The following is a 14,090-nucleotide window of genomic DNA, read 5'->3' as shown; positions in this document are numbered from 1 at the left end:
CAGAAAAGGGAGCCGCACCCCATGGAACTGAACAGACGCACGGTCATCGCTTCAGCCGCGGCGGCGGGCATCGCCGCCACCACCCTCGGCTCGGGCACGGCTCAAGCCGCGTCCGCCCCGTCGGGGCGCCACAAGCCCGTGAAGGAGCTCTTCGGCACGCTCGCCGACGGCACGAAGGTGTACCGCTGGTCGCTGCAGAACGGCGGCACACGGCTGAAGGTGCTGTCGTACGGCGGGATCGTCCAGTCCCTGGAGATCCCCGACCGGCACGGCCGCTACGCCAACGTGTCCCTCGGCTACGACACCCTCGACGCGTACGTCAGGGGCACCACCTACTTCGGCGCCACCATCGGCCGCTACGGCAACCGCATCGCCAGGGGCCGGTTCACCCTGGACGGCAAGACGTACCAGCTGTCCGTCAACGACGGGGTGAACAGCCTGCACGGCGGCAAGCAGGGCTTCAACACCAAGGTGTGGGACATCGAGCCGTTCACCTCGGGCTCCGACGTCGGACTGCGCCTGCACTACACGAGCGTCGACGGCGAGATGGGCTACCCCGGCACGCTGAGGACGAAGGTCACCTTCACACTGAACCGGCACGGCGACTGGCGGATCGACTACGAGGCCACCACCGACAAGCCGACGGTCGTCAACCTCACCAACCACACGTACTACAACCTCGCGGGTGAGGGCAGCGGCAGCATCTACGACCACGAACTCTGGCTGGCCGCCGGCCGGTTCACCCCCACGGACTCCGGCCTGATACCCACCGGGGAGCTGGCGAAGGTCAAGGGCACCCCCTTCGACTTCACCCGTCCCAAGCCGATCGGCCGGGACATCCGCACCGGCCACCCGCAGCTGGTCACCGCCAAGGGCTACGACCACAACTTCGTGCTCGACAAGGGGGTGACCGCGCGTCCCGAGCACGTCGTCACCCTCCGCGACCCGGAATCCGGCCGCACCCTGAAGATCTACACCGACCAGCCCGGTGTGCAGTTCTACTCGGGCAACTTCCTCGACGGCACGCTCGTCGGCCAGTCCGGCCACACCTACCGGCAGGGCGACGGCCTGGCTCTGGAGACGCAGCACTTCCCGGACTCGCCGAACGAGCCGTCGTTCCCGTCGACCGTGCTGCGGCCGGGACAGACGTACCGGACGACGACGGTCCACACCTTCGGGGCGTGAACCGGCTCACACAGCCGGTGAGTTGAACGCCACTGCCGTCCCCTCCGTATCCATGGGTGGCCCGTGCTCCCCCGCACGGGCCACCCGGAACGGAGGACCCTTTGGCCGGCAACGTCACCTCGTTGTTCCGCGGCGGCGCCGCGCACAGCCCCTCGATGGCGGCGCTGACGCGGGAGAGCGGCGACGGAACCGGCCCGGTGGACTTCTGCATCCCGTGCAACCCGTACTTCCCCACGCCGGCCATGTACGACGAGCTGTCGGCCCGGTTGCGCGAGATCATCACGTACTACCCGAGCAGCGCCGACGCCATCACCGGCGAACTGTGCTCCCTGCTGCAGCTGCCGTCGCAGTGCGTGGCGATGGGCAACGGCTCCACGGAACTGATCACCTGGATCGACCACCTGCTGGTCCGCGAGTCCCTCGCCGTCCCCGTGCCCACCTTCGGCCGCTGGACCGACCAGCCGATGGAGACCGGCAAGCGGGTCGACATGTTCCCGCTCCAGGAGGCGAGCGGCTTCGCGCTGGACCTGGCGCAGTACGCCGAGTTCATCCGGGCGCGCGGCACGCGCGTCGCCGTGATCTGCAACCCCAACAACCCCGACGGCGGCTATGTGCGCAAGCAGTCGGTGGTGCAGTTCATGGACGCGATGGCCGACCTGGACCTGATCGTCGTCGACGAGTCCTTCCTGGAGTTCGCCGACGCCGAGGCCGAGCCGAGCGTCGTGCAGGAGGCCGTGCTCCGCCCCAACGTGATCGTGCTGCGCAGCCTCGGCAAGAACTTCGGCCTGCACGGCATACGCTTCGGCTACCTGGTCGCCAACCCGGCGCTCGCGGGCAGGGTCCGCTCCATGCTCCCCAAGTGGAACCTCAACTCCTTCGCCGAACACGTGGTGTTCATGCTGAAGGAGCACGGCGCCGAGTACGCGCAGAGCCTGCAGCAGATCCGCCGCGACCGGCTGGAGATGGCCAGCCACCTCTCCGCACTCCCCGGCCTGACGGTCTACCCCTCCCAGGGCAACTTCCTGTTCGTGCGCCTTCCCGTGGGCGCCGAGGGCACGCAGGTCCGGGACCGGATGCTCACCGAGCACCGGATCCTGGTCCGCGAGTGCGGCAACAAGATCGGTTCTTCCAGCCGCTTCCTGAGACTCGTGGTGCGCCCCCAGGTCGACGTGCGTCGCCTGGTGTCCGGCCTGGAGCAGGTGCTCTACGGGTCCAGGAGGGGAGCCGCCGTACCCGAGCTGGGCGCCGGGACCAGTTACAGCTCGGGTACGGCGGCGGTGGACCGGCTGGTGAGCGAGACCAACGGGCGCGGAATGCCGGCGCTGGCCCAGGCCGCCGCCGCTTCCGGCCCCGCCCCGGCCGCCGGCACCGGCATGCCGCTCCCCGCCGCCGTACAGCCCGGCGCCGGGATGCCGGTGCCCGCGGCGCCCCAGCCCATGCCCGCGGCGCCCCAGCCGATACCGGCGCCCGTGCCGATGGCACCCCAGCCGGCCCCGGTCCCCGCGGCGGCCCAGCCGGCTCCGCTGCCGATGCCGGCCCCCGTGGCACCGGTGCCGGTCCAGCAGCCCGTACCGATCCAGCAGCCGGTGTCTCCCCTGCCGGCGCCCGCTCCTGTGCCCACGCCGGTACCCGCGCCCACGCCGGTACCCGCGCCCACGCCGGTACCGGCTCCTGCCGCCGTGACCGCGCCCACGCCGCCCGGTGTCCCGGCCCGCGGCGGCCTCACCGCGGCCCAGGTCCGCGGCATGACGGCTCCGGCCCCCGCGCAGGGCCTGACACCGGCCCCGGCTACCGGGTGGCCCAACGCGCAGAGCTGGCCGAACGCGGCGGGGGCCTGACGCCCGCTCGCCGCCGGCCCCGTTCTCCGGGAAGGTCCCGGAGAACGGTCCTGCTTGCGCACTCAGAGGCTCCGGGCGGTGATGTCGCCGTGCGAGGTGGTGGCGCGGATGTCGAGTTCGGTGGTGCCGTCGTTCTTCAGGGCGTTGCTGATGCGGCCGTAGGCGGTGCCCGCGTCCATGGCGGCCGAGACGCCGGCGGCGGCACCGACCGTGATGTCGCCGGACTGGGTGCTGAGCACGACCGTGCCGCGCACGGCCTCGGTGATCTTGATGTCGCCCCGTGCGGTGCTGATCTCCGCGGAGCCGCCCAGCCGGCCGACCTCGACGTCGCCGTCGACCGCGGTGAGGCGGAGGCTCGCGGCCTCGTCGACCTTGATCTGGCGGTACGCGCCGTCGAAGACGACGTCACCGAGGCGGCCGACGCCGCGGAGCTCGCACGCTCCGGTCCTGGCCTCGACGCGGGAGCCGGCCGGCAGCTTGACGGTGATCTCCAGGGCTCCGGACGGGCCGAAGACCTGGTTCTTGGGCTCGGCGGTGCGGACCCGCAGGACGCCGTCGGCGTAGGTGACTTCCGTCTGCTCCGCGGACTGGACGTCGCGCCTCTTGGAGGGGTTGGCGGGCAGGACCTCGACGGTGGTGTCGGCGCGGTCGGCGGCGATGAACTGGACGCGTCCGGCGGGGACGTCCAGGACGGCGGAGATCGGGGCCGGGGTCTCGAACTTCTGCATGGTGCTCTCCTCCTGCGCTTCGCGTTTCTGACACCGGAAACGCTACGTTGCTTTCCATGGGGCCACAACAAGCTTGTTGCGCAGAATTGGCATTCTTGCAGCTCAGAAGCGCTAAATTGTTGCAACAGACCTGCAAGATAACGCAACGAAGACCACAGTCCGTTGCAATGGATGAGGAGTTAACGCTATGGTTGGGGCAGGAACCACCGCGCAGGACCACCAAGGAGACCGCGATGCCTGGAGGCAGGCTCACCCAGCAGGAGCGCCAGCAGATCGCGCTGGGGGTGGCCGACGGCCTCGCCTACGCGGAGATCGCCCGCCGCCTCGACCGTCCGACCTCGACGGTCACGCGTGAGGTGATGCGCAACGGCGGCCCCACCGCCTACCGCGCCGACCTGGCCCACCGCGCCACCGAACACCGCGCCCGCCGGCGCCGGCCCGCCGCCGCCCGGGGGCCGGCGTCCCTCCCCCAGCCCCACGGCCGCGACGCCGAGGCCGTGACCGAGTTCCAGGAGAAGCTCACCACCGTCTTCATGGTCTCGGGGCTGCCCAAGATGACGGCCCGCGTGCTCGCCTGCCTCTACATGACCGACGCGGGCAGCCTCACCGCCTCCGAACTCGCCCGGCGCCTCCGGGTCAGCCCGGCGTCCGTCTCCAAAGCGATCACGTACCTCGCGAACATGGACCTCGTCCGCCGGGAACGCGACGAGCACCGCCGCGAGCGCTACATCGTCGACGACGACCTCTGGTACCAGTCGATGATCCGCAGCGCCCGGTCCAACGACCAACTCGTCGAGACCGCGCGGGAGGGCGTCACCGTCCTCGGTCCCGGCACCCCCGCCGCCACCCGCCTGGAGAACGCCGCCCGCTTCCTGGACTTCGTCACCGAAAACCTCCTGCGGGCCGCGGAACAGGCCCGCGAAGTCCTTTACAGCAAGACCGAACCGGCCTCAGCCGACCCGGTCACGTCGCCGGCGAGGGAGCGTCAGGACCTTCAGGGCCACCCGGGGGTGGAACAGCAGGGCCGGTGAGGCCACCATGTTCACCACGCGGACGAACCTCGTCCACACGGCCGCGTCCTTCACCGCCACGTGGAAGAGGCGCGTGTTGTACCAGTGGGCGAAGCGGGCGGCGAGGGGCCGGCCGGCCGGGTTCCACATCAGGTCCGAGTTGGTGGACAGCGTCCACGGGCCCAGCAGCAGACGGCCCAGCTTCTTCTGGTAACCGCCGGCGAGGCCGTCCAGTTGCCCGGAGGCGCGGCGGTGTTTCAGCATGTCGTGGAGCAGCTCCGCCTCCATCGCGGCCACCGTCATGCCCTGGCCGTAGACGGGGTTGAAGACGCAGACGGCGTCTCCGACGGCGATGAGGCGGTCCGGCCAGTCCTTCACCGCGTGAAAGGGCCGCCACTGGTTTTCGGTGTTGGTGTAGCGGCGGGTGGGCTCCTGGACGGTACGCCGGCCGATCTGTTCGGCCAGGTGCGGGTTCTTCAGGGTCTTGGCGAAGGCCAGGTAGCCCTCGTCGTCGGCCGGCGGCTGGTCCTGGAAGCCGAAGAGGGAACACGTCCAGCGGTCGCGCTCCACGGCGAGCAGGACCCCGGCCCGGGGCACACTGGGAGCGAACGGCATCTGGTAGGCGACGTAGAAATCCGCATGACCGGGCTGACTCCGGTGCGGCCGGTCGAAGTTCATCGACGTGTACGTGATTTTCGCCTTCACCGTCCGTTTGGGCGGCACGGTGATGCCCAGGGTGCCCAGCCAGTCGGTCAGGGAGCTGGACCTGCCGGAGGCGTCGATGACCAGGTCCGCGGCCAGTTCACAGGGCTCCGCGCTCTCCGACTGGCACGTCACGCCGGCGATCCGGCCCGAGGAGTCCCGGGTCAGCCCGGTGCACCGGGTGGACGGCAACAGCCTGACCTGGGGCAGTGCGAGCACCTTGCGGCGCAGGCGGCGTTCCAGTTCGTCGCGGGTGAAGGTCTGGATCCGGACTCCCGTACGGTGCCGGGGCGCGCGTCCGACGGGCAGCAGGAAGTCGATGCCCTCTCCGTAGTCGAAGACCGGAGCGCCCGCTCCTCTCAACTCCTCCCGCAGTCCCGGGAACAGCCGTTCAAGGATCTCCCCGCCCTTGGCCAGCATCGCGTGCGCGTGGTATCCCTGCGGGGCGCCCGGATGGACGCCGGTGTCCTCGTCGACGGCGTCCCGTTCCACGAGGACGACCTCGCCGAAGAAGTCGGCCAGCACCCGTGCGGTCACCAGCCCCGCGTAACTGCCGCCGATGACGACGGCCTTGCCCCAAGGTCGAACTGTCTTCATGTCGTCTCCCATCCACCCGGGTCAACGGCGCCGCCCGGAGCCCTGGCACGGGGCTCGGGAGGCATCCGGGGAGCGCGTGCAGGCCCACGATCATGCGTCCGTGGGCCCGCACGCCGTAACGTCAGATCCGGTCGGCCGCGATGAGCAGGTAGTGGAAGCTGCCCTCCTTGTAGGCCGTCAGGAACGAGGCCTCGATACCGGTGGCCACCGAGGACTTGGCGCGCAGTTCCCAGTAGGGGATGGTGTCGGGGGTCAGGTCGACGACCTGGATGGGGACGAGGTTGTGGGCGGCCAGCGCCCTGAAGTACTCGCTGTGCGGGTGTCGAGCATGTTGCGGAAGTGGAAGTGGACCTTGTCGTTCACACCGCGGTGCGCGGCCTGCTCGTTGGCGAAGGCCACCTGCTGCTCGGAGATGCTGACGCCGTCCACGTGGCAGCCGAAGCGGTCGTTGGCCATGAAGCTGGTGCCGCCGCGGCCGGAACCGGCGTCCAGCAGACGGTCGCCCGGGGTGATGTCGCCGAGGTGGTCGAGGAGCACCTCGGCCGACGAGGACCGAGGGGTCCCACTCGCCGAGGCCGTAGTGGTGGTGGTAGAGGCCGTCGACCTCGCCGAGCCTGATGTTGACGGGGTCCTTCTCCTTGTTCCAGCACTCCGCGACCGACTTCTGGTAGTCGGTGTGGGCCGCGGCGGGCGCCGTGACCCGGGAGATCAACGACACCGTCGTCAGCTCCCGTTCGTCCGGGCGATCTCGACGTTCTCCAGGACACCGAGGGCGTCGGGCACCAGGACGGCCGCCGAGTAGTAGGTGCTGACGAGGTAGGAGATGACCGCCTGTTCGTTGATCCCCATGAAGCGGACGTTCAGGCCGGGCTCGACCTCGTCCGGGATGCCGGTCTGGTAGAGGCCGATGACGCCCTGGTCGTCCTCGCCGGTGCGCAGGGCGAGGACCGAGGACGTGCCCTGCTCGCTGACCGGGATCTTGCTGCACGGCAGCAGCGGCACTCCGCGCCACGCGGGCAGGTGGTTGCCGTGCAGTTCGACGCTGCCGAAGTAGATGCCCCGCTTGTTGCACTGGCGGCCGAACGCCGCGATCGCCTTCGGGTGGGCGAGGAAGCAGCGGGTCTTGCGCCGCATGCTGAGCAGTTCGTCCATGTCGTCCGGGGTCGGCGGCCCCGAGTAGGTGGAGATCCGCTGGTCGAAGTCGGCGTTGTTGAGCAGGCCGAACTCCTCGTTGTTGATCAGCTCGTACTCCTGCCGCTCGCGCAGCGCCTCGATGGTCAGCCGCAGCTGCTGCTGGGTCTGGTTCATCGGCTCGTTGTAGAGGTCGGCGACCCGGCTGTGCACCCGCAGTACGGTCTGCGCCACGCTCAACTCGTATTCGCGCGGGGCGAGTTCATAGTCGGCGAAGGTCTGCGGCAGCGTCTCCTCACCCATGTGTCCCGAGCTGAGCTCGATCTCGGCCTCGCCCGACCGGTTGAGCCTGCGCTGCCCGTTGGAGCTGATGTGCTGGACGTGCCGGCGCAGCGCCTGGTGACGGTCGGCGACCGCCTTGTACGCCGTCAGCGGCAGTGCGAGCACCGTCGTGGCGGTCATGGCGCGGGCCGTGAACTCCCACTTCCTGCTCTGGCCGGCGAGCACCTGGCCGCCGAAGGAGTCGCCGTCGGCCAGCAGCCCGATCACGGCCTCGTCGCCGTACGGGCCCTCACCGATCTTCTCGACCTTGCCGTGCGCGATCAGGTACACCTGGTCGGCCTTGCGGCCCTCCTGCACGATGACCTGGCCGGGGGCGAACTCCTTCTGCACGAACTTGTCGGCCAGGGCGCCGAGCGCGTCGTTGTCCAAGAAGCCGCGCAGCAGCGGCAGTTCGCCCAGTTCGGCGGGGACCACCTGGACCTTGGAGCCGGTCTTGACGAAGCTGACGCGGCCGTCGCCGACGGTGCAGGAGAGGCGGCGGTTGACGCGGTAGGTCGCGCCGGGCACGTTCACCCAGGGCAGGATGCGGGTCGCCCAGCGCGAGCTGATGCCCTGCATCTGGGGTTCGGACTTGGTGGTGGTGGCGAGATTGCGCGCCGCCGCGGTGCTGAGGCTCTGCTGCTCGCGCTGCTGCTCCGACTCCGGGGCCGCCGCCGCGGTCACTGTGTCGAGGGGCATGGCTCTACCTCGTCTTCCCTGGCACGTGGCGCGACGACCCGCTGTCGTCACGCTGCGTAAACAGGAGTAACAGAGCAGCGCTCACGTTGAGTAATCGAATCAGGCGGCGCGCGAGGCAGACGACGCACTGGACATGCGCCCCCCGCGCGCCCCTGACGCACAAAGCTCCAGGTCGAACGATTCCGCAGGTTCAACCCATGGATGACCGCTCATCGCCGACAGCCATCCGGAGCCGGCGCACACTCAGAGTGACCGGCGTGGCGAGCCCGTGCCTATGTGCCCGGGCACTGCTTCCACGCCAGGTGGTACACCGTGCTGATGTCCCCGTCCGTCGAGTCCATCGTCATGAAGCTGACCTTGCTGGGGGACGTGGTGCCGGCGTTGACTCTCAGCTCGGTGTTGATGTTGAAGTTGCGCAGCACCCCGCAGGGCGCCCAGACCAGTTGGGCCCAGTCCGTGCTGTCGGTGGCCTGCCAGTCGTCGTTGTAGGAGCCGTTGAACGGATGGGTCTTGGGCACGGTCTGCGAGGAGCCCTGGAAGTAGTACGAGGCCTTCTGGGTGGCGCTCGCGCCGGGCTGGAGCGAGAGGAAGCCGCGGTAGTCGGCGCTGGCCACCGCGTAGGTGAAGCCCTGGGGGACGTGGACCACCAGGTTGAGCTGGCAGTTCTTGCGGAAGGCCGTGGGGTCGGAGCCGCCACCGGCCTGGGCGAGGTACTCGCTGTAGGTCACCGTGAAGGCGGTGTTGTCCGGTGAGACGGCGACCGCGGCCGTGCCGGCGGGACAGCCGGAGCCGTTCACCGTCGCCACGTCGATGACGATCTTGTCCGGGGGCGGGTTGTCGAACACGCCGGAGGCGGGTGAACGGGCGGGCAGTGCGGTGGTGAGCAGTGCCGCCACGGCACCGCTCAGGAGGAGGCCACCAGCCATGGTTTCTCCCATGTCGAGGAGTGGGGGGTCTGTGTGGAACCTGTGGAGAGCCTGAGGCGCTCCGCATCGTAGGAAGCCCCGCTCACCCCCGGGAGGGCTGACTCCGGCCATTCACAACCGGCCGTTCACACCGACGCGTTACGGGTGCTCCCACGCCCCCGGCCCGATCGGGCCGTTCACCGCGCGGATGACGTCCGCGACCGTGACGTCGCCCGCGTCCCGCGCCGGCCGGTAGCGCCCTGCGCGGCGGCGATTTCCTCCGCCTTCACCGGGCCGTTACCCTGCCGTACGGCCAGCTCCAGTACCGCCCGTACCGCGTAATCCGCCCGTGCCGAGAGCCTCATGGGTCCATGGTGGGTCGTCGCCGCATGGAGAATGGCCGCACCCGCGCCCCCGTAAGACCGCCGGGAGGATCCACCTTGGCGCTCAGCAGACGTACCTTCAGTGCCCTGACCGGCTCGACCGCGCTCGGGCTCGCCCTGGGCGGCAGCGGCGGACCCGGGGCGCCCTCGGCGTACGCGGCGCACAGCGTGCCGACCGGCCCGGCACCCGCCCCGCCGCGCGCCGACGGTGAGCGGCACACCATCGGATACGACCGGTACTCGCTGCTCGTGGACGGCCGGCGGCTGGTGGTGTGGTCCGGCGAGCTGCACCCGTTCCGGCTGCCGAGCCCCTCGCTGTGGCGGGACGTGCTGCAGAAGATGCGGGCCCACGGCTACAACGCCGTGAGCATCTACGTGGCCTGGAACTACCACTCCCCCGCGCCCGGCCGGTACGACTTCACCGGGGTACGGGACCTGGACCTGTTCCTGCGCATGGCCACCGAGACCGGCCTGTACGTCATCCTGCGGCCCGGCCCGTACATCAACGCCGAGGTCGACGGCGGCGGCTTCCCGGGCTGGCTGACGGCGACGAAGGGCAGGGCGCGGACCGACGACCCCGCCTACCTGGGGCACGTCGACGCATGGCTGACCCAGGTGAACCGGATCGCCCGCAGGCACCTGTTCACGCAGGGCACCGGCACGATCCTGCTCTACCAGATCGAGAACGAGTACGACGCCCACGTGGACGCCACCGGCCGGGCGTACATGTCGCACCTGTACAAGAAGGTGCGGGCGGACGGCGTCGACGTTCCGCTGTTCCACAACGACAAGGGGCGCAACGGCTACTGGGTGCCCGGGTCGTTCGACACCGGCGGCGAGAAGGGCGGCTGGCTGTACGGCTTCGACGGCTACCCGTCGCCGTCGCAGACCCCGCCGGACTGGGGGGCGTTCGGGCCCGGAGGACCAAAGGGCGGGTCCACCGCCTCGCCGTCCACGCCGGGGTTCGTGCCCGAGTTCGGCGGCGGCTGGTTCGACCCGTGGGGCGGCGCCTGGTTCGACGGCAAGGGGTACGCCGAGTCGCGGCGCACCCGGGACGCGGCCTACGAGCGGCGCTTCTACCTCACCAACCTCGCCAACGGCCTCACCCTGCACAACGTCTACATGACCTTCGGCGGCACCTCCTGGGGCTGGCTGCCCGCGCCGGTCGTCTACACGTCGTACGACTACGGCGCCGCCATCGACGAGGGCCGCGGCGTCACCGACAAGATCGCGCCGATGCACCAGCTGGGGCACCTTTTCCAGCGCGTCCCCGACTTCGCCAAGCTGGACCGGGCGGCGGACGTGCGGGCCGAGGGCCTGAAGGTCTACCACCTGACCAACCCGGACACCGGCGCGCACGTGTACGTCGCCCGCAACGACGGCAAGGACGCGGTCACCACCGACCTGCCGACCGGCGCCGGCCGGCTGCGGATCACGGTGCCCGGCAAGGACGCCCGGCTGTTCACGACCGGGCTCAAGCTCGGCAAGCGGACGCTCACGTACTCCACCGCCGCGCCCGTGCTGTGCCTGACCGCGGGCCGGCGGGACATCGCGCTGTTCGCGGGGCGCCGCGACGACATGGCCGAGCTGGTGCTGCAGTGCCCCGTCGAGCCGAACGTCCTGCGCCTCGACCCGGAGGCCGCCTGGGTCTACGACGGCGACGCGCTGCGGGTGAACGTCCCGCTCGGCCAGGGCGGGCTGACCCGGGTGCTGGTGCAGAAGGGCGGGACCGAGACCCCGCTGCTGCTGCTCTTCGCCGACGACGCCACCTCCGTACGCCTCTTCCCGTACGACACCCCGTCCGGGACCCTGCTGGTCTACGGCCCGGCGCTGCTGCGCCACGTCGAACTGCGCGGTTCCGAGGTCCACCTGACGGGTGACGTCACCGAGACGACGAGCGTGGAGGTGTGGGGTCCGCGCGGGATCGACACCCTGGTGTGGAACGGCCGCACCCTGCCCACCCGGGTCACCCTGTCCGGCAGCCTGATGACCACCGGCCTGCTGCCCGCCGCCCCCGAGGTGAAGCTGCCCGAGCTGGGCGGCTGGCGGATGCGGACGGAGAACCCGGAGGCCGGGCCCGGCTTCGACGACTCCGGCTGGAAGACCGCGGACAAGAAGGCGTCGTTCAGCACCACGCCGGTCCCCGCCGGTCAGCCGGTGCTGTTCGCGGACGACTACGGCTTCCACTACGGCGACGTCTGGTACCGCGGCGCCTTCACCGACTCCACCGGCCTGGAGGAGATCGCGCTCGCCTACAGCACCGGCACCCAGGGCCTGTTGATGGCCTGGCTGGACGGCGAGCCGCTGGGCACCCACCGCATGCCGGTGCCGGACAAGGACACGACCGTCCGGAAGGGCAGCTGGGCGGCGACGGCCGCCTTCCCGGTGCGCGACGCGCTGCGCTCGCCCGGCCGGCATGTGCTGTCCGTGCTCGTACGGCGCATGCAGCACGACCAGGACGGCAAGGGGCTCGACACGCACAAGGTGGCCCGGGGCCTGACGGCGGCCTCCTTCAAGGGCGCCTCGCCGAAGGTGCGCTGGCGCATCCAGGGCGAGCGGGCCCCCGACCCCGTGCGCGGCCCGATGAACAACGGCGGTCTGTACGGCGAGCGGAAGGGCTGGCACCTCCCGGGCTTCCGGGACCACGACTGGGAGAGGACGGCCTTCCCGCGCGCCGCCCGGTACCAGGGCGTGACCTGGTACCGGACCACCTTCCGGTTGTCGGTGCCCGCCGGCCTCGACGCCTCGATCGGTCTGACCCTGGATGACGACCCCTACCGGGCCTACCGCGCCCAGATCTTCCTCAACGGCTGGAACATGGGCCAGTACATCAACGACGTGGGCCCGCAGCACACCTTCGTCCTGCCGAACGGCGTCCTGCGCACCCGCGGCACCAACACCCTCGCGCTGGCGGTCCTGTCGGAGTTCACCACGCTGTCGGGGCCGGGCAGGGTCGGCCTGACGCTGCTGGGCAGGGCGAGCGGCGGCCTGCCGGTCACGCCAGTCTGATCACGTTCCAGGACAGCGGTTCCAGTACGGCGGCGAGGGTGCCGTCCCCCAGGGCGGTGCCCTCGACCGGGTGCGGGGTGACCCGCTCGGGGTCGTCGGCGGTGTTGCGGGCGTCGGGGTCGGCGTCCGCGAGCGCGCTGTGCTCGGTGACGGCCGTCAGGTCGAGCCCGTTGAGCGCGACCTCCAGCGGCAGGGCCCGCGTACGGCTGCGGTTGACGGCGAAGACGGTGACCGTGCCGTCGGCCGCGCGGACGGCCGTGGCGTGCAGCAGGTCCGTCTCGCCGTACTTCTTCGTCCGGTACGTCGGCGAGTCCACGCGCACGTCGAGCACCTCGCCCCGGCCGTACCTCGACGCCTGCGCGAACGGGAAGAACGTGGTCTGCCGCCAGGCCGGGCCGCCCGGCTCGGTCATGATCGGGGCGATCACGTTGACCAGCTGGGCGAGACAGGCGACGGCGACGCGGTCGGCGTGCCGCAGCAGGGCGATGAGCAGCGAGCCGAAGACGACGGCGTCGGTGACGCTGTAGTTGTCCTCCAGCAGGCGGGGCGCCTCGGGCCAGTCGGACGGGTCGATCGTCCTGGCGTGCTCCTCCCAGCGGGAGAGGTACCAGACGTTCCACTCGTCGAAGGAGAGGTTGATCCTCTTCTTGGACTTCAGCCGCGCACCGACGTGGTCGGCGGTCGCCACCACGTTCTCGATGAAGGACTCCATGTCGACGGCCGAGGCGAGGAAGGAGTCCAGGTCGCCGTCGGTGGGCTCGTAGTAGGCGTGCAGGGAGATGAGGTCGACCAGGTCGTAGGTCTCCTTCAGGACGGTCGCCTCCCACTCGGCGAAGGTGGGCATGGCCTGGTGGGAGGAGCCGCAGGCGACCAGTTCGACGGTGGGGTCGGCCTGGCGCATGGCCCGGGCGGTCTCGGCGGCGAGCCGGCCGTACTCCTCGGCCGTCTTGTGGCCGGTCTGCCAGGGGCCGTCCATCTCGTTGCCGAGGCACCACAGCCTGATCCCGAAGGGTTCCTTGTCGCCGTGGGCCGCGCGGAGGTCGGACAGGGCGGTGCCGGAGGGGTGGTTGGCGTACTCCTGGAGCTGGAGGGCTTCGGCGACCCCGCGCGTGCCGAGGTTGACGGCCATCATCGGCTCGGCCTGCGGGCCGACCTTCTTCAGGAACGCGATGTACTCGGAGAGGCCGAAGCGGTTCGGCTCCGTCGAGTGCCAGGCGAGGTCCAGGCGCCGGGGGCGCTGTGCCCGGGGGCCGACCGAGTCCTCCCACCGGTAGCCGGAGACGAAGTTGCCGCCCGGGTAGCGGATGGCGGTGACGCCGAGTTCGCGGACCAGCTCCAGCACGTCGGTGCGCAGTCCGGCTTCGTCCGCCGAGGGGTGGCCGGGTTCGTGGATCCCGGTGTAGACGCAGCGGCCCAGGTGTTCCACGAAGGAGCCGAAGAGGCGGGGGTTGACCTGGCCGACGGTGAAGGCGGGGTCGAGGGTGAAGCGGGCAGTGCTCTTGCTCATGAGGTCCTTTCGCCCGTCCTCGGGTCACGTTCGAGATACCGAATATCGCTCGCGACTTCGAACGGGACCGTAGAT

At 70.5% G+C, this 14,090-nt stretch carries 9 protein-coding genes and 2 pseudogenes; 4 read left to right on the top strand and 7 right to left on the bottom strand.

Translation table 11 applies throughout. The features are described from left to right. Positions 1 to 21 precede the first annotated feature (21 nt). A complete protein-coding gene (locus ACZ7HQ_RS02385) occupies positions 22 to 1,185 on the top strand; it encodes an aldose epimerase family protein (protein ID WP_470983591.1) in 1,164 nt (387 codons plus the stop codon). A 101-nt stretch (positions 1,186 to 1,286) separates the two neighbouring features. Then, on the top strand, positions 1,287 to 3,023 hold the full coding sequence (locus ACZ7HQ_RS02380; protein ID WP_470983589.1) for a pyridoxal phosphate-dependent aminotransferase: 1,737 nt from the start codon (positions 1,287 to 1,289) through the stop codon (positions 3,021 to 3,023). A 62-nt stretch (positions 3,024 to 3,085) separates the two neighbouring features. Here ACZ7HQ_RS02380 and ACZ7HQ_RS02375 read toward each other — a convergent pair whose 3' ends face one another. Next, on the bottom strand, positions 3,086 to 3,751 hold the full coding sequence (locus ACZ7HQ_RS02375) for a DUF4097 family beta strand repeat-containing protein (RefSeq protein ID WP_470983586.1): 666 nt from the start codon (positions 3,749 to 3,751) through the stop codon (positions 3,086 to 3,088). A gap of 233 nt (positions 3,752 to 3,984) precedes the next feature. Here ACZ7HQ_RS02375 and ACZ7HQ_RS02370 point away from each other — a divergent pair, with 233 nt between their 5' ends. After that, entirely contained in the window at positions 3,985 to 4,782 is a 798-nt protein-coding gene (locus tag ACZ7HQ_RS02370) for a GbsR/MarR family transcriptional regulator (protein WP_470983585.1), read from the top strand. On the opposite strand, the gene ACZ7HQ_RS02365 is transcribed toward ACZ7HQ_RS02370, so the two are convergent. The 5 genes and pseudogenes from ACZ7HQ_RS02365 to ACZ7HQ_RS02345 all read right to left on the bottom strand — a co-directional run. Next, positions 4,702 to 6,060, bottom strand: a complete 1,359-nt coding sequence (locus ACZ7HQ_RS02365; protein ID WP_470983583.1) for an FAD-dependent oxidoreductase — start codon at positions 6,058 to 6,060, stop codon at positions 4,702 to 4,704. The genes ACZ7HQ_RS02370 and ACZ7HQ_RS02365 overlap by 81 nt on opposite strands. 121 nt (positions 6,061 to 6,181) lie before the next feature. Then, positions 6,182 to 6,772: pseudogene (locus ACZ7HQ_RS02360) on the bottom strand (SAM-dependent methyltransferase). Between the two features lie 11 nt (positions 6,773 to 6,783). Beyond that, positions 6,784 to 8,211: a family 2B encapsulin nanocompartment shell protein gene (locus ACZ7HQ_RS02355; protein WP_470983581.1), complete on the bottom strand. Its 1,428-nt coding sequence runs from the start codon at positions 8,209 to 8,211 to the stop codon at positions 6,784 to 6,786. 272 nt (positions 8,212 to 8,483) lie between these two features. Next, positions 8,484 to 9,137, bottom strand: a complete 654-nt coding sequence (locus ACZ7HQ_RS02350; protein ID WP_470983578.1) for a DUF4360 domain-containing protein — start codon at positions 9,135 to 9,137, stop codon at positions 8,484 to 8,486. A 141-nt stretch (positions 9,138 to 9,278) separates the two neighbouring features. Beyond that, positions 9,279 to 9,481 (bottom strand): annotated as a pseudogene (locus tag ACZ7HQ_RS02345) (RrF2 family transcriptional regulator); the annotation flags it as partial. Positions 9,482 to 9,556: 75 nt separating this feature from the next. On the opposite strand from ACZ7HQ_RS02345, the gene ACZ7HQ_RS02340 reads away from it, so the two are divergent. Beyond that, a complete protein-coding gene (locus tag ACZ7HQ_RS02340; RefSeq protein ID WP_470983576.1) occupies positions 9,557 to 12,508 on the top strand; it encodes a glycoside hydrolase family 35 protein in 2,952 nt (983 codons plus the stop codon). Here ACZ7HQ_RS02340 and arfA read toward each other — a convergent pair. Next, the gene (gene arfA, locus ACZ7HQ_RS02335) at positions 12,495 to 14,015 is read right to left on the bottom strand and encodes an arabinosylfuranosidase ArfA (protein ID WP_470983574.1); all 1,521 of its coding nucleotides are present in this window, start codon (positions 14,013 to 14,015) and stop codon (positions 12,495 to 12,497) included. The two genes, ACZ7HQ_RS02340 and arfA, sit on opposite strands and share 14 nt — an antisense overlap. Positions 14,016 to 14,090: the final 75 nt, after the last annotated feature.

This window comes from Streptomyces sp. NPDC037290, assembly GCF_055603245.1.
Note: the sequence above shows the minus strand (reverse complement) of the source record. Positions and strands in the feature narration are given on the sequence as shown.